A 25,821-nucleotide genomic window follows, 5' to 3' on the forward strand; every position below is an offset into this window, starting at 1 on the left:
CTCCTGGTCGTCCGTCCGCCGGTCAGGCCGGGACGGCCTGCGGGCTGCGCTCCTGGTCAGAGCCCGGCACCGGCTCTGACGGGTCGGCGCCGAGGGCCACGATCCGGTTGTCCCCATCGACGTGCACCACCCGCGGCCGCAGCGCCCGCGCCTCGGCGTCGGTCACCTGGGCGTAGCTGATGATGATCACCAGGTCGCCGGGGTGGACGAGGTGGGCGGCCGCGCCGTTGATGCCGATGACACCGGAACCGCGCTCGCCCTCGATGACGTACGTCTCCAGGCGGGCGCCGTTGGTGATGTCGACGATGTGGACGAGCTCGCCGGGCAGCAGATCCGCCGCGTCGAGCAGGTCCGCGTCGATGGTCACCGATCCCACATAGTGCAGGTCGGCCTGGGTGACGGTGGCTCGGTGGATCTTGGACTTGAACATGGTACGCAACATCGGGGTACTCCTGAAAGTAGGCTCCCTGCCTGCGTTTTTGCAGGTCAAGGGCTGTTTCCACACACTACAGCCAGTCGTATGTTCGGGCAGCTTTCCCCGGGTTTCTCAGGACTGATGCTGACCGAATGGCGCCTTTCCTGGTGGGGCGTCAGACGCCCGGAAGGGCTACTCGGGATCGGTGTCACTCCCCGGGTCGCCCCTCCGTACTACCGAGAACAGCGTACGCAACGGCCCCCGAGGGCCTCCGTGACGATCACCACAGATGCTTCGCCACCCCATGCTCAGGTCGATCAGGATCCCTGGTCCCCGGGACGACGAGCGGCATGCGTCGTTCGCACCGATCATCACCGTCACCAACTCGGGGCTGCGGGTGGCCGCCTGGGCCATCTGCTCCGGCAGGTCGGCCATCCGGCCACCGGTCACCGCGTAGTTCCAACCGGTTCCGGCGGCTGGGCGGGCGGCCGGGTCCGTGGGCGGCGCCGGTCAGCTGCCGAGCGTCCCCGGTGTCGCCTGCTCGGCCCAGATGACCTTGCCGTCCTTGGTGTAGCGCGTGCCCCAGCGCTCGGCGAACTGGGCCACGAGGAAGAGGCCCCGTCCGCCCTCGTCCGTACTGACCGCATGGCGCAGATGCGGCGAGGTGCTGCTGTGGTCGGAGACCTCGCAGATGAGCGCACGGTCGCGGATCAACCGCGCCTTGATGGGTCCGGTGGCGTGGCGCATGGCGTTGGTGATCAGTTCGCTGCAGATCAGCTCCGTGGTGTCCACGAGGGCCTCCAGCTCCCACTCCATGAGCCGGGCGGAGACGGCAGCGCGTACGCGGCGAACGGCGGCAGGGTCGCACTCCACGGCCCACTCGGCGACCTGCCCGGGCCCCAGCACCCGCGTACGGGCGACGAGCAGCGCGATGTCGTCGCTCTGGAGCTCCGGGAGCAGGGCGTCGAGCACGGCGTCGCAGGTCTCCTCGGGCGACTGGTCCGCGCGCGCCAGCGTCTCGCGGAGCAGCCGGAGCCCGGTGTCGACGTCCAGGTCGCGGCGCTCGACGAGGCCGTCGGTGAACAGGACGAGCCTGCTGCGCTCGGGCAGATGCAACTCGGCGCACTCGAAGGGCAGTCCGCCGATGCCGAGGGGAAGGCAGGACGGCACGTCCAGGAACTCCACCGTCCCGTCGGGCTGTACGAGCGCGGGCGCCAGGTGTCCGGCGCTGGCGATGGCACAGTTGCCGGACACGGAGTCGTAGACCGCGTACAGGCAGGTGGCGCCGGTTACGGTGGTCTTGTCGCCGGCCGCGATCGCGTCCTGGTCGATAAGGGTGACCAACTCGTCGAGGTGGCTGAGGAGTTCGTCGGGCGGCAGGTCCAGGGGGGTGGAGAAGTTGTGCACGGCGGTGCGCAGCTGCCCCATGGTGGCTGCGGCGTGCAGTCCGTGCCCGACGATGTCGCCCATGACCAGCGCCACCCTGGCGCCCGGCAGCGGGATGACATCGAACCAGTCGCCGCCGACTGCCTGCGCGGGGAGGTAACGGGAAGCGACCTCGACGGCGTTCTGTTCGGGCAGCGCGCGGGGCAGCAGTCTCCGCTGCAGCGCCACGGCCAAGCCGTGCTCGCGGGTGTAGCGGCGTGCGTTGTCGAGGGACACGGCGGCTCGGGTGGCCAGTTCGGCCGCGAGGGAGAGATCGTCCTGATCGAAGGGCTCGGGCTTCTCGGAGCGCCAGAAGTGGACGACGCCCAGCAGCACGCCCCGGGCGGACAGCGGCGCCGTGATGAGTGAATGGATCCCGTAGTCGATGATGCGGGAGCCCCGCGCGGGGTCCACCTCCTGCCATCGCGTGGCATCACGCAGTCGAGGCACCAGGACCGCCTGCCCGCTCTCGACGCTGCGGGCCTGTGGCGAGGACGGCCCGAAAGTGATCAGGTCGCCGACGGCGAAGAAGGGAGCGTCGTCGCGAATGCCGCTGACGGCCGCGCGCTGCATCCGCTTACTGCCGGTGCTTGTGCCGTTCGTCCCCAGTTCCTCATGGCGCAACACGGACTCGGCAAGGTCGACGGTGACGTAGTCGGCGAAGCGGGGAACCGCGACCTGCGTCAGCTCTTCGGCTGTACGGGTCACATCGAGGGTGGTGCCGATGCCGCCGGTCGCGTCGTAGAGCAACTTCAGCCGCCACCGGACCAGCTCGACCCGCTGCGACGCCTCGCCGATCATCTCCATCACTTCATCGGTGCCGACCTCCTCCTCTCCGGCCACCGCGGCGACCGCAAGCCGCGCGGACGCAGCGCCTACCGAACCAGCGAGCTGGGCTTCCGCGTGATGGACCAGCTCCGGCGGCGCTTCGGCTGCCAGTGAGTCGGGCCTCCTTCCAGGGTAGGAGCGCAACGCCCGCTGGGCGCCCTCGCGCCCGAGGAAGCGCTCCAGCAGGGTCTGCAGTTCGCCGACCGTGGCACGGACCTGCCAGCGCCGCTCCCTGACGGGCTCTTCGAGGATCTCGACGAACTGCTCCGCCTGCGCCCGCTCGGCAGCGTCCGGTCGGTCCACGAGGGAGACTGCGACATACCCGCCGAAGTTCAGCAGTACGCTCCAGAACATCGCATGGCTGATCGGGTCCATTCCCGCCAGGCCGAACAGCTGCTGTGGCCGGAGCAGCCCAATGCCGAGCGGGCCCTCCCGCAAGAAGGAAGCAGACAGCAACCCGGCATCGGCGAAGGTCGGCAGCACGAGGGTGTACGCCCACACGGCGAACCCCGCCACCAGGCCGACCAGCACGCCCCGGCGGGTACCACCCTTCCAGAACAGGCCGCCCAGGATGGCGGGCGCGAACTGTGCCACAGCCGCGAACGACACCAGGCCGATCGACACCAATGCCGTCTGCTCGCCTGCAACCCGAAAGTACGCGTACCCGAGCAGCAGGACCAGCACGATGGTCGCCCGGCGAATGCCCAGCACCAGCCCGGCGAGGTTGTCCCGGTGCGCCAGCCGGGATTTGCTGCGCAGCAGCAGCGGCATCACGAGTGAGTTCGACACCATGGTGCTGAGCGCGGTCGTCTCGACGATGACCATGCTGGTGGCCGCGCTGAGGCCGCCGATGAAGACGAGCAGTGCGAGTGCCTGCTGACCTCCGGCCATCGGCAGGGTCAGCACATAGGTGTCGGCGTCGACGGCCTTTCCGAACCGCAGAAGCCCACCGGCTGCGATCGGAAGCACGAAGATGCTGATCGCGAGCAGGTACAGAGGGAACAGCCACATCGCCCGTTTGAGGTGCCTCTCGTCGACGTTCTCGACAACGCTGATCTGCCACTGCCGGGGCAGCAGCACGATCGCCAGCATGGACAGCACCGTGAGCCAGACCCACATGCCGTAGCCGGTCTGCTCGCGCAGCGTGAACAGCGTGGTGAGGCCGGCGTCCGCGGCCCGGGAGAACAGGTCGTGGAGCCCCCCGAACATCCAGAAGGCCACAAAAATCCCGGCCGAGAGGAACGCCACGAGCTTGACCACGGACTCGAACGCGATGGCGGCGACCATGCCCTCGTGGCGTTCGGTGGCGTCCAGATGACGTGTGCCGAAGACGATGGCGAACGCGGCGAGCACCAGCGCCGCGTACAACCCGGTGTCCTGCAACAGCGGGATATGGCTCAGCTTCGGTCCGGAGGCGACCTCGGGGTGCCGCCGAATGACCGCAAAGGTGATGGAGACCGCCTTGAGCTGCAGCGAGATGTAGGGAACAACCCCCACCACAGCGATGATCGTCACCAGACAACCCAGCGCGGTGCTCTTGCCGTAGCGGGCGGAGACGAAGTCGGCCAGCGAGGTGACCCGGTGCCGGTGGCTTATCCGGATGATTCTGCGCAGCACCAGCCAGCCCAGCGCGAGCATGAGCGTCGGCCCCAGGTAGATCGGCAGGAAGCCGACTCCAGCCCTGGCGGCCCAGCCCACACTGCCGTAGTACGTCCACGAGGTGGCGTACACGCCGAAGGACAGCGCGTAGATCGTGGCATTGTTGATGATGCTCCGACCGGAATCCGCCCGCCGGTCACCGTAGAAGGCCACAGCGAAGAGCAGGCCCAGGTACCCGGCCGAAACAGCGACGATGAACCAGGTCTGGAGCACGGCCTACCTCGATCTGCCACCGATCACGGCGACCAGAGCGATCACGATCGCCCAGACGAGAAACAGGTAAGCCGCGAGAACGGGGACGCCGAAGACCATGCCCATGCGATCGAACACCGCCAGGAACGGCGGAACGATCAGCACGAACCCCAACGCCGCTACGGCCGTCAGGCGCAGACTGAGCTGCTCGTCGTCTCGCGACTCCGCCATGAGCCGCCTCCACATCCTCAATGTCATGCTTTGTGACGTACACCCGAACTTGACCGATACCATACGACGGCGTTGATCGGCGCCGTAGTGACGCGCACTCTGCTCAGTTCAACACGGCACCGAGACGCCCGCTACCTCGCCGAACCGCCACACCCACCACCTGCTGTGCGTGCAGGACAGCCGGTCGCCCCTGGCCTGCCCATTGAAGATCCGCCATCGTGAAATCGCTGGTCATGGGTCTGGCGTCAGTCGTTGATCGTGTTCTTGTGCTGGTCGCGGGTGGTTGTCGGAGCTCAAGATCGTCTGCCTCCTCGGCGATCACGGATCCGCGGATTCCCCGGCCTGCGCGAGGCACCTGTCCGTGTGATCCGGGCGGGAGGTGCATCGGGTGGCCCAGGATGTGGAATCGGACCTTCGTGAGCTGATCACGGCCCGCAGGGCCGAGCTGGAGGCGCAGGCAGAGGAGTTGAAGCCAGCAGCTTCAGAAGGTACGCGGTGAGCGGGAGGAGCTCACCATCTCCGAGCGGGATCGCGCGCCGACTGGCCGAGCGGCTGCACGTCGACACGGAACGGGAAGAGGAGTTCGAGGAGTAGCCGGTACGGCCCTGGGCCGCATGGCCGGCTCTGGGGCATGCCCGATGAGCACCCCGGCCCCGCCCTCTGGCCGACCGTCGACGAGCTCTGGCCGCGCTTGGAGGTCACCCGCGCCCACGCGGGCCGGGAGGGGCCTGCTCCTGCGCATCCTGAAGCTGTCGGAAGAGGTCGGCGAGGTCGCGGAAGCGGTGATCTGGGCAACCGGCCAGAACCCGCGCAAGGGCGTCACCCACGGCTGGGAGGACGTGCAGGCGGAGCTGTGCGACGTGGCTCACGGCGCTGGTGGCGCATGACGCCGCAGGCACGGGACGTGTTCCAGCGGCATCTGAAGAGGGTGCGGGAGCGGCTGTTGGGAGCGAACCGGCCTGCGGCAAGGGGACAGGGCCCCGGGCGCCGTCGCCAGCCCTTCGACGGTGCCCGGGGCCCTGTCGCCGTCCGGGTGAGGGTCGTCCCCCGCGTCACTCCGCGGCGGTCAGGCAGCGCTCCTCGAACGCGCGGTACGCGGCGACGTCGGTCGTTTTGGAGCTCAGGACGGTGCCGAGCCATCCCAGCAGGAACCCGACCGGGACGGAGACGATGCCCGGGTTCTGCAGGGGGAACCAGGCGACGTCCGCCGAGGGCAGCAGGGACGCCGGCGTGGAGGAGACGAGCGGGCTGAAGGCGACCAGCACGAGGGAGCAGCCGAGGCCGCCGTAGAGACCGAGGAGCGCACCGCCCGCGGTGAAGCGGGGCCAGAACAGCGTGTACACGATGGTCGGCACGAGGGAGGAGGCGGCGATGGCGAAGGCGAGGAAGGCGAGCGAGGCCGCGTTCCAGTCCCCGGCCAGCAGGGCGATGAGGATTCCCAGCACGCCGACCGCGCCCGCCGACATGCGCGCCACGGCCACCTCCTGACGGTCCTCCACCCGGCCCCTGCGGATGCCGTGCGCGTACACGTCGTGGGCCAGCGACGAGGCCGCCGCCAGCGTGACGCCGGCGGCCACGGAGAGGATCGTGGCGAAGACGAGGCACGAGAAGGCCGCCATCAGCAGGGTCCCACCCACCGACTGCGCGAGCAGGAGCACCGCGGAGTTGCCGGTGGAGTCACCGGCCCTGACGGTGTCGGTGCCGACGATCGCGGCCGCGCTCAGGCCCAGCACGCCGACCGCCAGGCACACGGCTCCCACCAGGCCGACCGTCCACAGCACCGCCCTCCGCAACTGGCGCGCGGTACCCGGCGACAGCAGGCGCATGACGATGTGCGGGAGCCCCCCGACGCCCAGGGCCATGGACAGCGCGAGACTGAAGAAGTCCAGCTTGCTGGCGGTGCTGCCCCCGAACTGCAGACCGGGCCGCAGATAGGCGTCCCCGTGCCCGCTGTGCGCGGCGGCCGCACCGAGCAGGTCGTCACCACTCCAGGCGAAGTGCCTCAGCACCAGGACGACGGCCACCGCGACCACAACCACCAGCAGCACCGTCTTGGCGATCTGGATGAACGTGGTGCCGGGCATCCCGCCGACCGCGACGTAGAAGACCACGAGGCAGCCGACGAGGAGCCCGCACAGGACACGCGCCGTGCTCCCGGGCATCCCGGTGAACTGCGCCAGCAGAGCGACGCTCGCCACCAGCTGGGCCACCAGGTACAGGACGGACACGACGAGGGCACAGACCCCGAGGGCGAGCCGGACCGGGCGCTGCCGGTCCCGCAACCTCAGGGCGACGGTGTCGCCGAGGGTGAACAGGCCCGTGTTGCGCAGCGGTTCGGCGATCAGCAGCAGCACCATGATCCAGCCGATGGCGGTGCCCACCAGATACAGCAGGCCGTCGTAGCCGGTCAGGCAGACCAGGCCGGTGCTGCCCAGCAGCGTCGCGGCCGAGATGTAGTCACCGCACATCGCCATGCCGTACCGCAGCGGCGACAGCTTGCGGTTGCCGAGGTAGAACTCGCCGACCTCGTCGCGGTGGGGACTGTTGATGATGGCCGTGAACATGGTGACGGCGAGGAAGACGAGGAACAGCACCAGCGGCAGTCGCAGTTGGCTGAGGGGCATGGCGCCCGAGGCGAGGGTCACCGCTCACCCCCTCCGGCGCCCGTCCGGTCGCGGTGCGCGCGCAGTTCGCCGGCGAGCGGGTCGAACCGGGTGCGCATGTGCCGGTCGTAGCGCCACGCGGTGAGGAACAGGGCGGCGAACAGCGCCAGGCCCAGCGTCAGTCCGAAGGTGAGATGTCCCCAGAGTCGAGCGGCCATCAACCCGGGCGCGAAGCCGGACAGCAGGATGAGGAGCAGATAGCTGCCCACGACGGTGACCCCGGCCGGTATCCCGAAGGCGAGGCGGAGGCGGCGCAGTTCGCGCAGGTCCGCGGGCGGCGGCCCGGACTGGGCCGCCGTCGCCGGGGTGCCGCCCGGTTCGCGGTGCGCGGCGGGTCGGGGGTAGGGATTCACCGCGTCACCGCCGCCAGGGCCGAGCGCATCCGGTCGGAGACCTCCGGCACCGTGCCCGTCGCGTCCACGGGAAACAGCAGTTCCCGGTCCGCGTACCACCGCAGCAGCGGGACGGTCTGCTCCGCGTACACCGCGAGGCGCCGCCGAACGGTCTCCTCGGTGTCGTCGGCGCGCCTGACGAGGGCGCCCGCGCACCCGTCGCAGCGGTCCGGGACGCGGGGCGGGGAGAACACCGTGTGCACGGTCGTCCCGCACGCCGGACACATGCGCCGGCCCGTCAGCCGCTGCACGATCTCCTCGTCCGGCAGGTCGAGGGCGATCACCGCGTCGAGCACGGTCTCGTCCTCCCCCAGGGCCAGCGCCAGGAGTTCGGCCTGCCGTACGGTCCGGGGGAAGCCGTCGAGCAGGAAGCCGTCCCCCGCGTCGGGTTCGCGCAGACGCCGCGTGACGATGGTGGTGGTGAGCTCGTCGGGCACCAGCTCACCGGCTTCCGTGTGCTGCCGGACCAGTTCACCCAGCGCGGTTCCCCGGCTGGTCTCCGCACGGAACAGGTCCCCGCTGGAGATCGCCGGGACGGACAGACGACCGGCCAGGACACGGGCCTGGGTGCCCTTGCCCGCGCCCGGGGGGCCGATCAGAACGATGCGCATCTCAGTTCCTGTTCCGTGGTCAGTCTTCGGCCGGCGCGGCGGGGAGCTTCGCCTGGATCAGGTCCATGACGCCGGAGTCGGTGAGGGTGGTGACATCGCCCAGCGCGCGGTTCTCGGCGACGTCGCGCAGCAGGCGGCGCATGATCTTGCCGGAGCGGGTCTTGGGCAGCTCGGCCACGGGCAGGATCCGCTTCGGCTTGGCGATCGGGCCGAGCGTGGCGCCGACGTGGTCGCGCAGCTCGCCGATCAGCTTGTCGTCCTCGGACGCCGTACCGCGCAGGATGACGAAGGCGACGATGGCCTGGCCGGTGGTCTCGTCGGCGGCACCGACGACGGCCGCCTCGGCGACCGAGGGGTGGGAGACGAGTGCCGATTCCACCTCGGTGGTGGAGATGTTGTGCCCGGACACCAGCATGACGTCGTCCACCCGGCCCAGCAGCCAGATGTCCCCGTCGTCGTCCTTCTTCGCGCCGTCACCGGCGAAGTACTTGCCCTCGAAACGCGACCAGTAGGTGTCGATGAACCGCTGGTCGTCGCCCCAGATGGTGCGCAGCATCGACGGCCACGGCTCGGTCAGCACCAGATAGCCACCGCCGCCGTCGGGGACCTCGTTGGCCTCGTCGTCGACGACGGTCGCGCTGATGCCGGGCAGCGGGATCTGCGCCGAACCGGGCTTGGCGTGGGTGACACCAGGCAGCGGCGAGATCATCATCGCGCCGGTCTCGGTCTGCCACCAGGTGTCCACGACCGGCGTCCGGTCGGCGCCGATGTGCTTGCGGTACCAGACCCACGCCTCGGGGTTGATCGGCTCGCCCACCGAGCCGAGGACCCGCAGGGACGACAGGTCGAACTGCGCGGGGATGTCGTCGCCCCACTTCATGAACGTCCGGATCGCGGTCGGCGCGGTGTAGAGGATCGTGACCCGGTACTTCTCCACGATCTCCCAGAACCGGCCCTGGTGCGGGGTGTCCGGGGTGCCCTCGTACATGACCTGCGTCGCGCCGTTGGCCAGCGGCCCGTAAACGATGTACGAGTGCCCGGTCACCCAGCCGACGTCCGCCGTGCACCAGAAGACGTCCGTCTCCGGCTTGAGGTCGAAGACCGCGTCGTGGGTGTAGGCGACCTGGGTGAGGTAGCCGCCGGAGGTGTGCAGGATGCCCTTCGGCTTACCGGTCGTGCCGGAGGTGTAGAGGATGAACAGCGGGTGCTCCGCCCCGAACGCCTTTGGGATGTGCTCGGCGGCCTGCCGGTCCACCAGCTCGTGCCACCACACGTCCCGGCCCTCGGTCCAGGCCACGTCCTGGCCGGTACGGCGTACCACGAGCACATGCTCGACGTTGTCGACCTTGGAAATCGCCTCGTCCACGGCCGGCTTGAGCGCGGACGGTTTGCCGCGCCGGTAGCCGCCGTCGGCCGTGACGACCAGGCGCGCGTCGGCGTCCTTGATCCGGGTCGCGAGCGCGTCGGCCGAGAAGCCGCCGAATACGACCGAGTGCGTGGCGCCGATCCGGGCCGACGCCAGCATCGCGATCGCGGTCTCCGGGATCATCGGCATGTAGATGGCGACCCGGTCGCCCTTGCGGACACCCAGCTCCAGCAGCGCGTTCGCCGTCTTGGAGACCTCGTCCTTGAGCTCGGCATAGGTGATCGAGCGGCTGTCGCCGGGCTCGCCCTCGAAGTGGATCGCGACCCGGTCCCCGTGCCCGGCCTCGACGTGCCGGTCCACGCAGTTGTACGCGATGTTCAGCTCGCCGTCCTCGAACCACTTCGCGAACGGCGGGTTCGACCAGTCCAACGTCTGAGACGGTTCCTTGGCCCAGGTCAGCCGACGGGCCTGCTCGGCCCAGAAGCCGAGCCTGTCAGCCTTGGCCTGTTCATACGCCTCCGCGGTGACGTTGGCATGCGCGGCCAGTCCGGCGGGAGGGGCGAACCGCCGCTCCTCCCTCAGCAGGTTGGCCAGGCTCTCGTTGCTCATGGGGACTCCCTAGTGGTCGGTCGGGCGGTCGGCAGGGGGCGGATCAGGCCTGGAACGGCCACGTCGGCAGGGACCGGTTCTTCCAGGTGGCGTTGGCCACCCCGGCGAACGAGCCGTACCAGGCGAGCAGCGCGGTGAGCAGGCCCGCCCAGCCGCCCGCGTGGCTCAGCTCCGTGCGCTGTGCCAGCTCTCCGGCGGTGAGCAGCACGAAGGTCACCGACAGAGCCGCGAACACGGCGAGTAGCAGGCCGCTGATCCGGGTGGTGACGACCGTCATGTAGAGGGTGAAGATCGTCCAGGCGAGCAGGAAGAGGCCGGTCGCCTGGTAGGCGTGGTCCGTCGGCAGCTTCGGGGCGACGAACTGGACGTAGGCCGCGAAGGACAGCCAGAAGGATCCGTAGGAGGTGAACGCCAGCGCGCCGAAGGTGTTGTTCTTGCGGAACTCCCACATGCCGGCGAGGACCTGGGCGATGCCGCCGTACCACAGCGCGAGCGGCAGCACGACGGCCTCCAGCGACGCGTCCTTGATCAGTCCGGCGTTGAAGACGGAGAGCACGAAGGTGGTGAGGGCGAACGCCGCCAGACCCAGGGGTCCGGGGTCGGCGATCTGCGGGCGCGGTGCCTCGGGCGCGGCCGGGGTCTGCTCCTGGGTGACGGCGGGCAGCTCGTCGGTGACGGGCGTCTGGGTCTGGGTCATGGCGCGGTCCTTGGGTCGGGGTGCCTGCTCGGCGCAGGGCCTGGGACGGGGTGGTGCGTCGTCCGCGGTCGCGGGCGACGGCAGAAGGTGCGGGGTGCGGTGCGGGCGGCGGGTCGGCTCGGGGTCGGGGCCGGGAGGTCGCGCACGCCCGCAGGCGGAGGCGGGGGGACGTCCGGCTGCCGCTCCCGGTCCGGGAGCGCGGCTCGGCGGCCGGGCGTTCCGTGGTGTCTCGCTCTGGCCGGTTACTGTGCGGCACCCACGCTGCGACGGGGAGCCCCGGTACGGGACTTGTCGGTCAGTGGCGTCCGTCGCGCGACGGACGGACGGGGGTGCGGGACGAACGGTCGCCCGTCACCGCCGAGCGGCCGGCCGTACCCGCATCCAGTGCCTCCGGCAGGTGCAGCCTGGCCAGCATCACGGAGGTCCCCGCGGGCACCCTGCGGGGCGTGGCCAGGGACACGCCCACCATGGTCAGGAACGCCGCCGGCACGCTCCAGGCCGCGGGCTCGGCGAGCAGGATGCCGGCCCAGCCCGGCCCGCCCGTGCCCAACAGCGTGAGCGTCAGCGCGGCCACCGACAGCCCGCCGCCGACCAGCATCCCGGCGACGGCTCCGACCGAGGTCAGCCGCCGCCACCAGATGCCCAGCACCAGCAGGGGGCAGAACGTGGAGGCGGCCACCGAGAAGATCAGCCCCACCTCGTGGGCCACCGACACTCCGCTCTCCGACAGCAGCAGCGCGATGGCGCAGGGGGCGAGCACGGCCAGCGCGGAGGCCCGGCGGAACCCGCGCACGTCCCCGCCGAGGAGGTCCTGCGAGAGCACGGCGGCCACCGACAGGGCCAGCCCGGAGCACGTCGACAGGAAGGCGGCGAAGGCGCCGGCGACCACCAGCGCCGTCAGCAGCTGGCCCGCGGTGCCCGGCACGAGCCGTCCGGGCAGCAGCAGTACCACGGTGTCCGCCCGGTCGGCGGCGGCCAGGCCGGGCGCGTAGAGCCGACCCAGCCCGCCGTACACCTCGGGCAGCAGGTAGAAGGCGCCCAGCAGACCAAGGACGCCCACCGTCGTGCGGCGGGCCGCGCGGCCGTTGGGGTTGGTGTAGAAGCGCGCGATGACGTGCGGCAGGCCCATCGCCCCGAGGAAGGTGGCCACCATCAGCGAGTACACGCCGTACAGTGCCTGCCCACCACCCTGGTCCGCCGCCGGGCGGGCAGCCGGCGCGGGCGCCGCGGGCGGGCTGCCGGACGGGTGCCAGGCGCCGCGCCAGACGAGCAGCAGGACGATCGCCGGGACGGCGAGCGCGGCCAGCTTCAGCCAGAACTGGACGGCCTGGACGAGCGTGACGCTGCGCATGCCCCCGGCGATCACGCTCACCAGCACCACCGCCGTCACCAGCACCGCTCCCGACCAGGCCGGCGCTCCGAGGGCCGCGTGCAGGGCCAGTCCCGCGCCCTGCAACTGCGGCACCTGGTAAAGCCACCCGATGAGCACCACGAAGGCGGTGGCCGTCCGCCGCACCGCCGACGAGCCCAGGCGCGCCTCGGCGAAGTCGGAGACGGTGTAGGCCCCCGACCTGCGCAGCGGCGCGGCCACCAGGACGAGCAGCACCAGATAGCCGGCCGTGTATCCGATGCCGTACCAGAGCATCGTGCTCCCGTAGGCCACCAGCAGTCCGGCGATGCCCAGGTAGGAGGCTGCCGAGAGGTACTCGCCGCTGACGGCGGCCGCGTTGCGCAGCGGCGAGACCGTGCGGGAGGCGACGTAGAAGTCCGAGGTGGAACGCGACTTCAGGCCGTAACCGCCGACGGCCACCGTCAGGGCGACGACCAGCAGGACGGCGGTCAGGTTCCCCGCTGTGCTCATGAGCGGTGGACGTGCTCGACGAAGTCGCGTTCGTGCCGCTCCGCCCGGCGCACGTACCAGGCACCGGCGCTCACCAGCAGCACGTAGACCGGCAGCCCCAGGACCAGCCAGGGCAGGCCGATACCCCACAGCCGCGCCTCGGACGGCACCCCCGGGCGCCCGAGCAGCAGCGGCAGGCAGGCCAGCGGCAGGCAGACCGCGCCGCACACCAACAGCGCCAGCCGCAACTGGGTGCGCATCAGCGCCTTGACGTAGACCTCGCCGAGCGGGGTCTGTTCGTGCACGTCGCGTAGCGCGGCGTTCCGCTGGCCGGGGCGGGCGGCGCGGGTGCGCGGATGGGTGACGGTCACGCGCTCGGCCGGCTCACCCATCGGCGGTGCCTCTCGACCTCGGCGGCCCGGACGGGGGCAGCAGCAGTTCCCGGAGTCTGCGGCTGCTGCGGCGGCTGACCGGCAGGACGGTGCCGGCCACGCGGACCGACAGCCGTCCGGAGTCGGCCAGCAGTTCCTCGATGTGGCCGGTGGCGACGAGGTGGCGGCGGTGCACCCGGACGAATCCGGCGTCCTGCCACTGGTCCTCCAGGCTGGACAGCGGCACCCGCAGCAGACAGCTGCCGGATGCGAGGTGCAGACGTACGTAGTCGCCGCACGCCTCCACGTGCCGTACCTCGGAGCGCCGGACGAACCGCGTCACACCGGACAGCTCGACGGCGATCGTCTCGTCGTCGTTCTGTGCGGGCTGCTCGGCGGGGGCAGGGGGCGCGGCGGCGGGTTCCGGGGGCGCGGGGGTGGGGGACGGTTCCGCGCGCCGCTCGGCGATGCGCCGGACGGTCTCGGCGAGCCGCTGGGCGCGTACGGGCTTGAGCAGGTAGTCCAGGGCCCGTACCTCGAAGGCGTGCACCGCGAAGTCGTCGTACGCGGTGACGAACACCACCGGCGGCGGAGCGGCGAAGCGGGACAGGACCCTGGCCGCCCCGAGCCCGTCCAGGCCGGGCATGCGCACGTCGAGGAAGACCGCGTCCACGGGCCTGTTCTCCTGAAGCGCGCGGTCCAGCGCCAGCAGCGCGGCGGCGCCGTCCGCCGCGGACTCCACAAGGCCGACGCCCGGATCCAGGCCGAGCAAGTAGACGAGTTCCTCCCGGGCATGGGGTTCGTCGTCGGCCACCAGGATGCTCAGCATGCGTGAGTCTGTGCATTTTCCGCACACCGGGTCAATCTCCCGACAGGTGTGGCATGCGCCACACACATGAGGGGGTGGCGCTCACTTGAGCATGCCGAGCCCCTCGCCGGGCCGTTCCCCGCTCCCCGCGGCGGCCGTGACGCCGGCCCGGTACTTGGGCACCCGGATCCGCACCTTGGTGCCCGCGCCGGGCGCGGTCTCGACCACCAGCCCGTACGCGTCCCCGTACACCTGCCGCAGCCGGGCGTCGACGTTTCCCAGCCCCACGCCGCCTCCCGACCCCACGGCCCCGGCCCCGCCGGCGGTCAGGATGCGCCGCAGCTCCTCGGGGTCCATGCCGACTCCGTCGTCCTCCACGGTGATGTGCGCCTCGGCGCCCGCGTCCCACGCGAGCACCGTGATCTTCCCCGGCCCGGTGCGGCCCTCGAAGCCGTGCCGGACGGCGTTCTCCACCAGCGGCTGCACGCACAGGAACGGCACCGCGACCGGCAGCACCTCCACGGCCGCCTGGACGTCGACACGCAGCCGGTCACCGAAGCGCGCCTGCTCCAGTACCAGGTACTGGCCGATCGAACGGAACTCCTCCGCCAGCGTGGTGAATTCGCCGTGGCGCCGGAACGAGTAACGCGTGAAGTCGGCGAAGTCCAGCAGCAGTTCGCGGGCCCGCTCCGGATCGGTGCGCACCAGCGAGGCGATCGCGGTCAGCGCGTTGCACGAGAAATGCGGGGAGATCTGCGCGCGCAGCGCCCGCAGCTCGGCCTCCACCAGGCGGGTGCGGGAACGGTGCAACTCCGCGAGTTCCAGCTGCCCGGACGTCCAGCGGGCCACCTCGCCGCTCGCGCGGACCAAGCCTGCCGACACGCCGGGGGCGTGGGCGAGCAGCGCGCCCTCCACCCGGTCCTCCACCACCAGCGGCGCCACGACGGCCTCCCTGAGCTCGCAGCGCACCTCCCCGCACCACACCCGGTCGGCCTTCAGCACGGCCGTCCCGCCGCCCGCCAGCACGTCGGCGGCCAGGTCCACCGCCGCCGCGCCGTGGTGCCTCCCTGCGCCGTCCCAGGCGAGGACGCGCTCGGTGTCCGTGATGGCCAGCGCCGGGACACCCAGCAGCTCCCGCAGATGCCGCGCGGCCACACCGGCCGACGCCTCGGTCAGCCCGCCGCGCAACGCCGGCGCCGCGAGGGAGGCCCGGTGCAACGCCTCGAAGGCCGCCTGCCCGGCCCGTCCGTCGAAACCGACGTGCCGCCGCAGCCACCGCCGGTGCCGGAATACGCCCGTCATGGCGGACACGGTAACTCCCCGAAGAGCGAGGTGGACGATTCGCGCCATACATGAGAGATGTCCGATGCCCCGTCCGACCTTCTCCGAGGACGCCTGCCGCCAGTTTCGGAGCCAGGTCCCGAAGCCCTCCAGCGCGGCCGTCCTCAGGGCTTCGCCGGTATCGGCCGAGCTCAGGCAGCGGCGGACCGTGACCATTTGGGAGCCGAGTCCGGGATACAGCTCCCAGGCGGCTCCCGGACTCCGGTCGTGCGACATCGAAGGCGTGGACATCGCCCTGCCGCTGCCCGCACGCACCCGACCGGTCCCACCGCCATGACTGTGACCCCTTCGCCTCCGCGGGCCACCGGGTCGGTGGCAGCCCGCAGCGTCGGCAGAGCGCCTGCGTCCTGCCCCTGGATGAACCAGGAGGACAGCAGCCGGGCGCGGGGGCCGGCCGCCAGCCGATGGAACCAGGATTGTGGCGGACCAGCGGTTCAGCGAGGGCGGAGCGGTAGGGGCGTCCATGGCATGTCTTCTCTCGCTTTTGCTGCAGACCGTATGTCGTCGACGCCGGCCGACCGGCACTCAGTGACCAGGACGTTGGAAAATCTCCGCGGCGTGCCTCACGCCGAGATCATCGTCTTCACCAAAGATGCCGACGGTCCCGGAGCGACGGGGTTGTCTACAACACCCTCGGCCTGCCAGTCGACTTCACCGACGAGGAATTCCGTGCCCTGCATCCCGCCGCCCTGGCAAGGGAGTTCCACGGAGACGCCGTGTGGATGAACGGGCCGCGCCGCGCGCTCATGGGCGCCGCCACCGCGGAGCTCCGCGACGCCGGGCGAGTCACCTCCGTAGAGGGCATCGCCATGCACACCGTGGCCGATATCCATGTCCCCGACCTGCAGACGTTCCTCAGCGCCCAGCGGCCGCCCTACACGCAGCTCACCGTGGGGTGCACCACCCGGTGGCTCTTCCTGAAGGGCAGCACGATCCACGAACTCTTCTCCCCCGAGGGACACCAGTACGTCATGCAAAAACCTCTCCCGGCACGTCGACCCGGACCTGAACGTGGAGCAACTGCCCACGCTCGGGGAACGCCTGCAGCTTCCTGAAGGCTGGCAGTACCACGTCCGCACGCTCGACGAAGATCTGCGGGCGAGCGCACACGGCGACGCACGCATCGTCTTCGACGAGTACGCGAACAACTACCAGCGCCACGCCTGATTCTCGCCCTGGCGGCCAGTCGGGAGCGGGGCGAGTGGCAGGCTCGACCACACCCGCCGACGGCCCGCCTGCTCTGGAGGAGCCGCCCAGGCCGGTGCCCCCCTCCCGCCACTGGACGCCGGCAGGAGCGTCTCGCTCCCTGCCGTGCCAGGCCGACCACTGGCCGCTTGCGTCAATTCGGCGAGCCCGGGTGGGCCGATGTCCTGCAGGGCGGGGCGTTCACCGCGACGGGACTTCGAGATGCAGTCACCCGCACCTGCTGGATACGCTCGCTGAGTGGCCGGGTGATGAGGGCCCAAGGCCGCGGCGCAGCAGCCACCCCACCCCGCCCAGCGGAAACGAAGACTTCCGCAGTCCAAACCTCTGCAGTGTTCATGCCTCCACGGGAGGAAGGTTGCGATGAGGTTCATCCGCATGCGTACAGCGAAGGGCACCGCAGCAGCTCTGGTCGCCATGCCGCTCGCCCTTGGAGGTCTGGGATCGCAGAGCCACGCACAGGACCCGTCTCCCGGCCCGTCGGGGACGTTCGGTCCCGGCTGTTCTGCGCTCTCCCAGAAGGCCAACACGGCCAAGGACAAGGTCGAAGAGGCCGCCGCCGCATATCCACAGCTCAGCCAGCTGGTCTCAGCCACGGTCAGAGCAAAGCTGAGCAGTACCCTCGACGGAAAGCCCGACATCACCGTCTTCGCTCCCAACAACCAGGCCTTCAAGAGTGTCACCGTGTCGCAGCTTGCCTGGCTCCTCGCCAATCAGGGGCAGCTGAAGAAGGTGCTGACCTACCACGTCGTGGACAAGCAGATCACCCCGGACGAACTCTCCAACGGCTCGTTCACGACGCTGGAAGGCAGCAAACTGACCACGTCGGGCTCGGGCACCGACTTCAAGGTCAACGGCAAGGCGAACATCGTCTGCGGCAACATCAAGGCCGCGAACGCCACCATCTACGTCATTGACACAGTTCTCCAGCCCCCGTCCTGACTCATGGCTCTCGTTCCCGGCGCGGGGCGACCTGCGGACTCGGGAACGGGACTTCCCTCGCGCAGTTTCCGGCCCGTGGCCGTGGTCTTCTCGTGCCGGCTGCCGTACCGGTCGGCGAGGGCGACGGCGGAGACACCGTGCAGCAACACGCTCAGGCCGACAGTGACCGCCACCGCTCTCGCCGGCAGCTCGACTCCCTGGACGTGTTCCTCTTCAAGGAGCAGCAGCCCGAGCACGACGGATGCCAGACCACGGGGTCCGAACCACCCGATGTATGCCACCGTGGGAAGTCGCAGCCCGCTGCCGGCGAGCGCGACGGGCCACTGGCAGCATCCGGACGACGGTGAGGCTGAGAACCGCGTAGCCAACAATGCCCCAGCTCAGGTTCTCCAGCGTCGGGCCGAGCAGTACGGCTCCGAAGACCAGCAGACTGAGTGAGGCCAGGAGTTCCCCGAGGTGCTGGGTGACAGGCGGCGGTACGGTCGGGGACATCCTGTAAAGGGCCCGGGCCCTTGTGCGGTTCGGCGGCCGGGAACCGGCGAAGTGCGAAACCGAAGGCGAAGCCGCCGATCCTGGCGGCGATGAAGGCGCCGAGACCCGCTCATAACTGGGGGCTCAGGGCCGAGCGGGCCCTGATTCTCGTACCGCCCCACCACGCGCCTGGTTTTTCGCGAGGGTTGTGGAGGGCTGCGGCGAGCGGGATGAGCGCGGTGAGGGCGGCGGACAGCAGCTGGGTGCGTGCGTCGGTGTCGGTGCGCATCAGGGCGAGCACCCCCGATCGTGTACCGGCCGGGGCCGTCCCGCTCAGCCAGGGGCGGCCGGCGTCGGCCGGTCCACGGTCCTCGGCCACTGGCCGGGCCTGCCCGACCTCGCCGCACTGGAGGCCGGAATGCCGCCTCGGCCGTCGGCACCCCGGCTGGAGCGTACGTGCCGCATCGGCGCCGAGCCGCGGGCGGAGCCCGGTCCGCTCATCGGGGCGGACGTCGGCCTCCTCGCGGCGACTGGGCCTGGCGCTGCGCACAAGCGCTGCTTGGTGCCGAAGGCGTCCATCGAACGGAGCCGGCTCGGCGTTCGGTCGGGCGGGCTCCGATGTTCCGTCACGTGAACACGGAACCCGCCTTCATCGAACCGGCCGGACACCGGCGCTCGTGCCGAATGACATCGCCAAGCGAGCTCGGACCGGACATCAGAGGATGTGCGTGACTGCCGGAATCCGGCAGGGCTCATGCGCTCGTCGCCGTCCCTGCGTGGACCGGTCCGTCTCGGTCGCTTGGTGGTCAAGCACCCACAAACGATAGAAAGACTATATGAGGGATGTTTCGGATCAATCCGGACGTGATACGCCTGATGCATCCATGAGGACTCATCGGCCCGGTCGGCCCCGTCAGGAGGGAGGGGCATGGCGGTCCGGCTCGCTGCTGAGCGTGCACAGCCTCGCCGGCCAGGTCTTCCTGCTCGAGCTGGCGATCGTGGTGCTGCTCGTCGCCGCCGCCCTGGTGGCCCTCGTGGTGCAGGCACGACGCGACGTCATGGCGGACGCCCGCCACCGGACGCTCACCGCGGCGCAGACGTTCGCGAACGCCGCGGGGATCGTGCCGGCGCTGAACAGCGCGAACCCGACCGCGGTGCTGGAGCCGCGCGCGGAGGCGGCCCGGAAGGCCGCGGGCGTCGACGCCATCATCGTGTACGGACTGAACGGGATCACACTCACCCACAGCGACCCGCATCAGATCGGGAAACACATCATCGGGCCTTACGCGAAGGCGGCGACGGGCAAGCCCTTCACGAATACCTTCCAGGGGTCCCTGGGGCTCTCCGTGATCTCGGCGGTCCCCGTCAGGGGCCCTGACGGCTCGGTCGTCGCCATCGTCGCCGTGCCCGTCACGGTCGAGAAGGTGCAGCGCAGGCTGAACACGCAGCTGCCGTTCCTCTTCGGCGGCGCCGCCATGGCCCTTGTCGTCGCCGCAGGCGGGTCGGGCCTGGTGAGCCGACGGTTGCGCCGGCAGACCCACGGGCTGGGGCCGACCGAGATGACCCGGATGTACGAGCACCACGACGCGGTGCTGCACGCGGTGCGGGAAGGAGTGCTGATCCTCGGCGGTGACGGCCGGCTGCTGCTGGCCAACGACGAGGCACGACGGCTCCTGGACCTGCCGGCGGACGCGGAGCGGCGAGACATCACCGATCTGGGGCTGGATGAGGACCTCGCCGGGCTGCTGGCCTCCGATCGCCCCGCCACCGACGAGGTGTACCTGGCGGCCGACCGGCTGCTCGCGGTCAGCAAGCGGCTCACCGCACCTCACGGACCGGTCGGCAGCGTGGTGACGCTCCGGGACACCACCGAGCTGCGGGCCCTCTCCGGCCGGGCGGAGGTGGCGCGCGAACGGTTGAACCGGCTCTACGACGCCGGGCTGCGGATCGGCACCACGCTCGATGTGAAGCGCACAGCCGAGGAACTGGCCGAGGTGGCGGTGCCCCGGTTCGCCGACATCGTCACCGTCGAACTGCTGGACCCGATCCTGCGCGGCGAGGAGTCCTCCGGTGCGACCGCCGGGATCACCGAGTTGCGCCGCAGCGCCGTCGCCGGTCTGGAGGAGGACCATCTCCTCCATCCCGTCGGCGAGCTGATCCGGTTCGTCCCGGGCCACCCCGTCTCCGCGGCGATGGCCGACGGCCGACCGGTCCTGGTCGGGGAACTGAGCGCCTCCGACGGCTGGCGGGACCAGCACCCCGAACGTGCCCGGCGGATCCTCGACCACGGCATCCACTCGATGCTCGTGGTTCCGTTGCGAGCCCGCGGCGTGGTGCTGGGAGCGGTGGACTTCTGGCGCGCGAAGGGCTCCCCGTCGTTCGAGGACGACGACGTGTCCTTCGCCGAGGAGCTGGCCGCCCGGGCGGCTGTGTGCATCGACAACGCCCGCCGCTACACCCGCGAACACGCCATGGCCGTCACCCTGCAGCACAGCCTGCTGCCACGCGCGCTGCCCGAGCAGTCCGCCCTCGACGTGGCCTACCGCTACCTGCCGGCCCAGAGCGGGGTGGGCGGGGACTGGTTCGACGTCATCCCGCTGTCCGGTACCCGGGTGGCACTGGTCGTAGGCGATGTCGTCGGCCACGGTCTGCACGCCGCGGCGACCATGGGCCGGCTGCGCACCGCTGTGCGCAACTTCGCCGGCCTGGACATGCCCGTGGAGGAGTTGCTGGGCCGACTGGACGAGCTGGTGGCGCAGATCGACGCCGAGGAGGTCGCCGCGGAGGACGGACAGGGGATGATCACCGGGGCGACCTGCCAATACGCCGTCTACGACCCCACCTCCGGGCGGCTGGCCGTCGCCACCGCCGGCCATCCGGGACCGGCGGTGGTCCGGCCCGACGGGACCGTCGACTTCCCTCAGCTGCCCGTCTCCCCGCCACTGGGACTCGGAGCCGGCCTGCCTGTCGAGACCGCCGAGCTCACCGTGCCCGAGGGTTCCCGACTGGTGCTTTACACCGACGGCCTGATCGAGGACCGCGTCCGAGACCTGGACGTCGGTCTGGAGGCCCTGCGCGATGCTCTGACAGGGCCGAGCCTCACGCCGGAGGCCACCTGCGCGGCGGTAATGGAGGCCATGCTGTCCGACCGGCCCAGGGACGACATCGCGCTGCTGGTGGCCCGCACGCACCGACTCGGACCGGAGCAGGTCGCCGAGTGGGACGTGCCCCGTGACCCGGCGGCGGTGGCCCCGGTGCGCACCGCCTGCGCCCGCCGGCTGACGGAGTGGGGGCTGGAGCAGGTCGGCTTCACCGCCGAACTCGTCCTCAGCGAGCTGATCACGAACGCCATCCGCTACGGCGCCGAGCCCATCGCCGTCCGGCTGCTGCGCACCGTGCCGATCAGCACCCCCGGCGCGGGCACCCTGATCTTCGAGGTCTCCGACGGCAGCAGCACCTCGCCCCGGCTGCGCCGGGCGAAGGTCACCGACGAAGGCGGCCGCGGACTCTTCCTGGTCGCCCGGTTCGCCGAACGCTGGGGGACCCGCTATACGCCCACCGGCAAAGTCATCTGGGCCGAACAGTCCCTCCACGGCGGCGCCACGCCGGAGGCGGAAGGACTCGACGAGGTTCTGCTCGGCCAATGGGACGACACGGCACTGTGAAGTGAGCGCGTACGTTCCGTCCCTCCACCGTCGCGCACGCCCGCGTGCCCGCATGGGTGCGGCTGCGGCCCTGGGCGTACGGAACCATCGTCCAGCCGGGTAAAGATGCTGATCGCACGCTTCCGGTCGACATTCCGCCATAAGGCGGCCGGGTACCCTGGCCTCTATGACCACTTCGTCGGCGCAGTGGACCCATGGAAGCCGGGAGGCACAGCGGAAGGACCGCCGATCCGGGCACAGTGGTGCTGCCGGCAGCCGCCCGAGGTGACCACCTCACACCCCACGCCCGGGGAGCAGTCGTGACCACACCGTGTGCCCGAGCAGTGGTGGTCTTCGGCTGCTTCGCTCTCGTGGCACTGGGCCTGAGCGCTTGCGAGAACACACCGCCCGCCACACCCGCGAAGCCGTCAGTGGCTACGTCCGCCGAGAACGTGGGCGGCATGCGCGCACTGATCTCCGCAGCGAAACAGGAGGGCACGCTCAGAGCGATCGCGCTGCCGCGTGACTGGGCCGACTACGGCGGCCTGATCGACGGCTTCGAGAAGAAGTACCGGATCAAGGTCACGGTCGAGGATCCGCTGGGCCACAGCGAGGACGAGATCGACGCCCTGAGGAAGAGCGGGAACCGGCCGACAGCACCCGACGTGATCGACGTGGGCGATACGTTCGCGCGGAACGCCGCGGCGCGGAATCTGCTCGCGCCGTACAAGGTAGCCGCTTACGATGCGATTCCCGGCAATCAGAAGGACTCGAAGGCCCGCTGGTACAACAACTACGGGGGCTACATCTCCATCGGCTGCGACGCCAACCGGGTCAAGGTCTGCCCGGCAACTTTCGCCGATCTTCTGAATCCCGATCACAAGGGCATGGTCGCGCTCGAAGGCGACCCGCCCCGGTCGGCGACCGCCTTCGACAGCGTCTACGCGGCCGCGCTGGCGAACGGCGGGTCGTTCGACAACATCCAGCCCGGTCTCGACTTCTTCGCCGAACTCAAGAGGAACGGCAACTTCAACCCCCTCAATTCCAACTCGGCAACGGTCGAGGACGGCCGGACCCCCATCAGCATCAACTGGGACTACATCAACCTCCATTACGCCGACCAGCTCCGCGACAAGGGCGTGAACTGGCAGGTTGCGATCCCCTTCGACGGCAGCTTCGCCCAGTATTTCGCGCTGGCGATCAACAAGAACGCCCCGCACCCGGCGGCTGCCCGGCTGTGGCAGGAGTACCTCTTCAGCCCAGAGGGCCAGAACCTCCGGCTGCGCGCCTTTGCCCGCCCAGTGCTCATGGACGCCATGAGGCGGGACGGCACCCTCGACAAGGCCGCCGCTGCACGACTGCCGACGGTTGAGGGAACGCCGCAGTTCCCAACGGACGCGCAACTCGAGAAGGCGAGGGAGACGGTCAACCAGGGCTGGGCGAAGGCCGTCTCCGGCTAGCTGGGACGGTCCCCGTCGCCCATCAGGTGTGCGGTGAACGGGCACCGACACGGACCGGGCGCGTCCGATCGAGCAGGGGTGAGCCGGTCCAGCGGGTCCCCTGGACGCTGCTGCTCGTCCGATTCGTGAAGTGGACGGTGAACTGCGGTGTGCTCAGCGGCGCAGGCCGACGATGCCCGACCTGCCGCGGCGCTCTGCCGCTGTGCCCTCTCGCACCCGTCGGTGAGAAGATCGGCGAACGATTCGCTCGTCGGCACGCGACAAGACGTCGGCTCCGTCTGTCCGGCGAACGCGGCCTGTTCGCTTCCTGGGTCGGCCTGGAACACCACACTCCTTGAAGAACGACCCCATCCCACGGGCTAGCTGATTTGCTGACCCGGACGCGGCCATCACGCCGCCGACCTGCGCAAACGTCCAAGCTAGATCTTGGACTTGACCCTGGTACGCAACATCGGTGCACTCCCACTGATAGTCTCCCTGCCTGCGTTTTTGCAGGTCAAAGGCTGTTTTCACACCTTGCAGCGAGTCGCCGATGCCGGCCTGCGCAACGGGCTTCGCAGCAGTTGGTGACCATCGCCACAGCGCGAGCGGGACTGCGGCCCCGCCCGAGGCGCCCAACGAGGTGCAGGCCCGCATCCGTTACGGCGTGGGCCGGCTCGACACAGTTGCCGTTCAGGGTGCCGTGACCTCCGCGGTCTGCTTCTCGAACTGGGTGCGGTGCAGTTCCGCGTAGCGGCCGCCGGCCGCCAGAAGGTCCGCGTGCGTGCCCCGCTCCACGATGCGGCCGGCCTCGACGACCAGGATCACGTCCGCCGCACGGACCGTGGAGAGGCGGTGGGCGATGACGACGGCGGTCCGGTCGGCCAGTGCCTCGGTCAGGGCCTCCTGGACGGCCGCCTCCGAGGTGTTGTCCAGGTGGGCGGTGGCCTCGTCGAGGATGACGACGCGCTGGCGGGCCAGCAGCAGGCGGGCGATGGTCATGCGCTGGCGCTCGCCACCGGAGAGGCGGTAGCCGCGTTCCCCGACCACCGTGTCCAGGCCGTCGGGCAGGGACCGTACGACGTCGTCGAGGCGGGCGCGGCCGAGCGCCTCCCACAGTTCCTCGTCGGTGGCCGTCGGGCGGGCCAGCAGGAGGTTGGCCCGGACGGAGTCGTGGAAGAGGTGGCCGTCCTGGGTGACCATGCCGAGGGTGGCGCGCAGGGAGGCGGCGCTGAGGTCGCGCACGTCGGTGCCGCCGAGGCGGACGGCACCCTCGTCGACGTCGTACAGGCGCGGGAGCAGGGCGGCGATCGTGGACTTCCCGGCGCCGGAGGAACCGACCAGGGCGACCGTCTGGCCGGGTTCGGCGCGGAAGGAGACCCCGTGCAGGACCTCGGCGCCGCCGCGGGTGTCGAGGGTGGCGACCTCCTCCAGGGAGGCCAGGGAGACCTTGTCGGCGGCCGGGTAGCCAAAGCGGACGTCCTCGAACTCGACCGCCACCGGACCTTCGGGCAGTTCTTCCGGGTCCGGTCGCTCCTCGATCAGCGGCTTCAGGTCCAGCACCTCGAACACCCGCTCGAAGCTGACCATCGCGCTCATCACCTCGACGCGGGCCCCGGCGAGCGCGGTGAGCGGCGCGTACAGCCGGGTCAGCAGCAGCGCCAGCGCCACGACCGCGCCCGGTTCCAGGGTGCCGCGCAGGGCGTACCAGCCGCCGAGGCCGTACACCAGGGCGAGGGCCAGGGAGGACACCAGGGTCAGCGCGGTCATGAACACCGTCTGGGCGGTCGCCGTACGGATGCCGATGTCCCGGACCCGGGCGGCGCGGGCCGCGAACTCCGCCGACTCCTCCTCCGGGCGGCCGAACAGTTTGACCAGGGTGGCGCCGGGGGCCGAGAAGCGCTCGGTCATACGGGTGCCCATCGCCGCGTTGAGCGCCGCCGCCTCCCGCTGCATGCGGGCCATCCGGCTGCCCATCCGACGGGCGGGGATCACGAACACCGGGAGCAGCACCAGCGCCAGCAGCGTGATCTGCCAGGACAGGGTGAGCATGACGGCCAGGGTGAGCAGCAGCGTGACCACATTGCTGACCACTCCCGAAAGGGTGTTGCTGAACGCCCGCTGCGCGCCGATCACGTCGTTGTTGAGACGACTGACGAGCGCTCCCGTACGAGTGCGTGTGAAGAACGCGACCGGCATGCGCTGCACATGATCGAACACAGCCGTCCGGAGGTCCAGGATGAGTCCCTCCCCGAGCGTCGCCGACAGCCGCCGGCCGAGAATGCCGAGCGCCGCCTCGGCGACCGCGATCAGCGCGATGAGCAGCGCCAGGCGGACGACCCGGCCCGAGTCGCCGTGCGACACGATCGCGTCCACGACGCGTCCGGCGAGCACGGGGGTCGCGACGGCGAGCAGCGCGGTCACCACGCCGAGCAGCACGAACCATACGATGCGGCGGCGGTGCGGGCGGGCGAAGGCGGCGATGCGGCGCAGCGTGGCCAGCGCGAACGGGCGGCGCTCCTGCTGGGCGGTCATCACGCTGTGCAACTGTGTCCAGGCTGTGGTCTCCATGCTCATGGGAGAGAACGTAAGACCTCAAGCTTCGTTGAGGTCAATGCCCGATGGACGTCCCCCCGCTCGAAGGCTCCGATGACTCTCCCCCCTCAGCCGCTTT

Annotated in this window: 19 protein-coding genes and 2 pseudogenes; 5 read left to right on the forward strand and 16 right to left on the reverse strand. The window is 70.5% G+C overall.

Annotated elements, in window-relative coordinates; translation table 11 throughout:
• Positions 1 to 22: 22 nt before the first annotated feature.
• The 4 genes and pseudogenes from panD to ACFY1J_RS15820 form a co-directional block, all read right to left on the reverse strand.
• Positions 23 to 442, reverse strand: coding sequence for an aspartate 1-decarboxylase (gene panD, locus ACFY1J_RS15805; protein ID WP_390705696.1), 420 nt, complete (start codon positions 440 to 442; stop codon positions 23 to 25).
• 309 nt (positions 443 to 751) lie between these two features.
• Positions 752 to 892 (reverse strand): annotated as a pseudogene (locus ACFY1J_RS15810) (SGNH/GDSL hydrolase family protein); the annotation flags it as partial.
• Between the two features lie 33 nt (positions 893 to 925).
• The gene (locus tag ACFY1J_RS15815) at positions 926 to 4,540 is read right to left on the reverse strand and encodes a SpoIIE family protein phosphatase (protein WP_390731347.1); all 3,615 of its coding nucleotides are present in this window, start codon (positions 4,538 to 4,540) and stop codon (positions 926 to 928) included.
• A gap of 3 nt (positions 4,541 to 4,543) precedes the next feature.
• Positions 4,544 to 4,750 carry a hypothetical protein gene (locus ACFY1J_RS15820; protein ID WP_390705694.1) on the reverse strand — a complete coding sequence of 69 codons (207 nt, stop codon included), beginning with the start codon at positions 4,748 to 4,750 and terminating at the stop codon, positions 4,544 to 4,546.
• 631 nt (positions 4,751 to 5,381) lie between these two features.
• Between ACFY1J_RS15820 and ACFY1J_RS15825 the strand changes: the two are divergent.
• Positions 5,382 to 5,708: pseudogene (locus ACFY1J_RS15825) on the forward strand (MazG-like family protein); the annotation flags it as partial.
• Positions 5,709 to 5,802: 94 nt separating this feature from the next.
• Here the strand turns inward: ACFY1J_RS15825 and ACFY1J_RS15830 are convergent.
• From ACFY1J_RS15830 to ACFY1J_RS15875, 10 genes are all read right to left on the reverse strand, one after another.
• The gene (locus ACFY1J_RS15830; protein WP_390731348.1) at positions 5,803 to 7,395 is read right to left on the reverse strand and encodes a cation acetate symporter; all 1,593 of its coding nucleotides are present in this window, start codon (positions 7,393 to 7,395) and stop codon (positions 5,803 to 5,805) included.
• Positions 7,392 to 7,766, reverse strand: coding sequence for a DUF485 domain-containing protein (locus ACFY1J_RS15835; RefSeq protein ID WP_390705691.1), 375 nt, complete (start codon positions 7,764 to 7,766; stop codon positions 7,392 to 7,394). The genes ACFY1J_RS15830 and ACFY1J_RS15835 overlap by 4 nt, the downstream gene beginning before the upstream one ends.
• Complete coding sequence (locus ACFY1J_RS15840; RefSeq protein ID WP_390705690.1) at positions 7,763 to 8,416, reverse strand: adenylate kinase; 654 nt, start codon at positions 8,414 to 8,416, stop codon at positions 7,763 to 7,765. Before ACFY1J_RS15840 ends, ACFY1J_RS15835 begins: the two co-directional genes overlap by 4 nt.
• A 19-nt stretch (positions 8,417 to 8,435) precedes the next feature.
• Positions 8,436 to 10,391 (reverse strand): acetate--CoA ligase, encoded by a 1,956-nt coding sequence (gene acs / locus ACFY1J_RS15845; protein ID WP_390731349.1) that lies wholly within the window; start codon positions 10,389 to 10,391, stop codon positions 8,436 to 8,438.
• Between the two features lie 43 nt (positions 10,392 to 10,434).
• Positions 10,435 to 11,088: an acetate uptake transporter gene (locus ACFY1J_RS15850; RefSeq protein ID WP_390705688.1), complete on the reverse strand. Its 654-nt coding sequence runs from the start codon at positions 11,086 to 11,088 to the stop codon at positions 10,435 to 10,437.
• A 295-nt stretch (positions 11,089 to 11,383) separates the two neighbouring features.
• Complete coding sequence (locus ACFY1J_RS15855) at positions 11,384 to 12,949, reverse strand: cation acetate symporter (RefSeq protein WP_390731350.1); 1,566 nt, start codon at positions 12,947 to 12,949, stop codon at positions 11,384 to 11,386.
• Entirely contained in the window at positions 12,946 to 13,320 is a 375-nt protein-coding gene (locus ACFY1J_RS15860) for a hypothetical protein (RefSeq protein ID WP_390705686.1), read from the reverse strand. Before ACFY1J_RS15860 ends, ACFY1J_RS15855 begins: the two co-directional genes overlap by 4 nt.
• Complete coding sequence (locus tag ACFY1J_RS15865; RefSeq protein WP_390705685.1) at positions 13,313 to 14,128, reverse strand: LytR/AlgR family response regulator transcription factor; 816 nt, start codon at positions 14,126 to 14,128, stop codon at positions 13,313 to 13,315. Before ACFY1J_RS15865 ends, ACFY1J_RS15860 begins: the two co-directional genes overlap by 8 nt.
• An 81-nt stretch (positions 14,129 to 14,209) precedes the next feature.
• The gene (locus ACFY1J_RS15870) at positions 14,210 to 15,409 is read right to left on the reverse strand and encodes a sensor histidine kinase (protein ID WP_390705684.1); all 1,200 of its coding nucleotides are present in this window, start codon (positions 15,407 to 15,409) and stop codon (positions 14,210 to 14,212) included.
• A gap of 602 nt (positions 15,410 to 16,011) precedes the next feature.
• Positions 16,012 to 16,425, reverse strand: a complete 414-nt coding sequence (locus tag ACFY1J_RS15875) for a hypothetical protein (RefSeq protein WP_390731351.1) — start codon at positions 16,423 to 16,425, stop codon at positions 16,012 to 16,014.
• Between the two features lie 34 nt (positions 16,426 to 16,459).
• Between ACFY1J_RS15875 and ACFY1J_RS15880 the strand changes: the two genes are divergently transcribed.
• Positions 16,460 to 16,615 (forward strand): hypothetical protein, encoded by a 156-nt coding sequence (locus ACFY1J_RS15880; protein ID WP_390705682.1) that lies wholly within the window; start codon positions 16,460 to 16,462, stop codon positions 16,613 to 16,615.
• A 399-nt stretch (positions 16,616 to 17,014) separates the two neighbouring features.
• On the forward strand, positions 17,015 to 17,593 hold the full coding sequence (locus ACFY1J_RS15885; RefSeq protein WP_390731352.1) for a fasciclin domain-containing protein: 579 nt from the start codon (positions 17,015 to 17,017) through the stop codon (positions 17,591 to 17,593).
• Positions 17,594 to 18,194: 601 nt separating this feature from the next.
• Here the strand turns inward: ACFY1J_RS15885 and ACFY1J_RS15890 are convergent.
• Positions 18,195 to 18,443, reverse strand: a complete 249-nt coding sequence (locus ACFY1J_RS15890; RefSeq protein WP_390705680.1) for a hypothetical protein — start codon at positions 18,441 to 18,443, stop codon at positions 18,195 to 18,197.
• Positions 18,444 to 18,948: 505 nt separating this feature from the next.
• On the opposite strand from ACFY1J_RS15890, the gene ACFY1J_RS15895 reads away from it, so the two are divergent.
• A complete protein-coding gene (locus ACFY1J_RS15895) occupies positions 18,949 to 21,729 on the forward strand; it encodes a SpoIIE family protein phosphatase (protein ID WP_390705679.1) in 2,781 nt (926 codons plus the stop codon).
• 299 nt (positions 21,730 to 22,028) lie between these two features.
• Entirely contained in the window at positions 22,029 to 23,168 is a 1,140-nt protein-coding gene (locus tag ACFY1J_RS15900) for an ABC transporter substrate-binding protein (protein ID WP_390731495.1), read from the forward strand.
• A 672-nt stretch (positions 23,169 to 23,840) separates the two neighbouring features.
• Here ACFY1J_RS15900 and ACFY1J_RS15905 read toward each other — a convergent pair.
• On the reverse strand, positions 23,841 to 25,718 hold the full coding sequence (locus tag ACFY1J_RS15905; protein ID WP_390706235.1) for an ABC transporter ATP-binding protein: 1,878 nt from the start codon (positions 25,716 to 25,718) through the stop codon (positions 23,841 to 23,843).
• Between the last annotated feature and the right edge of the window lie 103 nt (positions 25,719 to 25,821).

It is taken from the genome of Streptomyces sp. NPDC001406, from assembly GCF_042895285.1.
Taxonomy (GTDB): Bacteria; Actinomycetota; Actinomycetes; order Streptomycetales; family Streptomycetaceae; genus Streptomyces.

Excerpts from the sequence above, each read along its gene's own strand:
- ACFY1J_RS15895 (WP_390705679.1), top strand. The coding sequence starts at position 18,949 with ATGAGGACTCATCGGCCCGGTCGGCCCCGTCAGGAGGGAGGGGCATGG.
- ACFY1J_RS15820 (WP_390705694.1), bottom strand. The coding sequence starts at position 4,750 with ATGGCGGAGTCGCGAGACGACGAGCAGCTCAGTCTGCGCCTGACGGCC.
- ACFY1J_RS15840 (WP_390705690.1), bottom strand. The coding sequence starts at position 8,416 with ATGCGCATCGTTCTGATCGGCCCCCCGGGCGCGGGCAAGGGCACCCAG.
- panD (WP_390705696.1), bottom strand. The coding sequence starts at position 442 with ATGTTGCGTACCATGTTCAAGTCCAAGATCCACCGAGCCACCGTCACC.
- acs (WP_390731349.1), bottom strand. The coding sequence starts at position 10,391 with ATGAGCAACGAGAGCCTGGCCAACCTGCTGAGGGAGGAGCGGCGGTTC.
- ACFY1J_RS15865 (WP_390705685.1), bottom strand. The coding sequence starts at position 14,128 with ATGCTGAGCATCCTGGTGGCCGACGACGAACCCCATGCCCGGGAGGAA.
- ACFY1J_RS15905 (WP_390706235.1), bottom strand. The coding sequence starts at position 25,718 with ATGGAGACCACAGCCTGGACACAGTTGCACAGCGTGATGACCGCCCAG.
- ACFY1J_RS15850 (WP_390705688.1), bottom strand. The coding sequence starts at position 11,088 with ATGACCCAGACCCAGACGCCCGTCACCGACGAGCTGCCCGCCGTCACC.
- ACFY1J_RS15855 (WP_390731350.1), bottom strand. The coding sequence starts at position 12,949 with ATGAGCACAGCGGGGAACCTGACCGCCGTCCTGCTGGTCGTCGCCCTG.
- ACFY1J_RS15885 (WP_390731352.1), top strand. The coding sequence starts at position 17,015 with ATGAGGTTCATCCGCATGCGTACAGCGAAGGGCACCGCAGCAGCTCTG.
- ACFY1J_RS15870 (WP_390705684.1), bottom strand. The coding sequence starts at position 15,409 with ATGACGGGCGTATTCCGGCACCGGCGGTGGCTGCGGCGGCACGTCGGT.
- ACFY1J_RS15860 (WP_390705686.1), bottom strand. The coding sequence starts at position 13,320 with ATGGGTGAGCCGGCCGAGCGCGTGACCGTCACCCATCCGCGCACCCGC.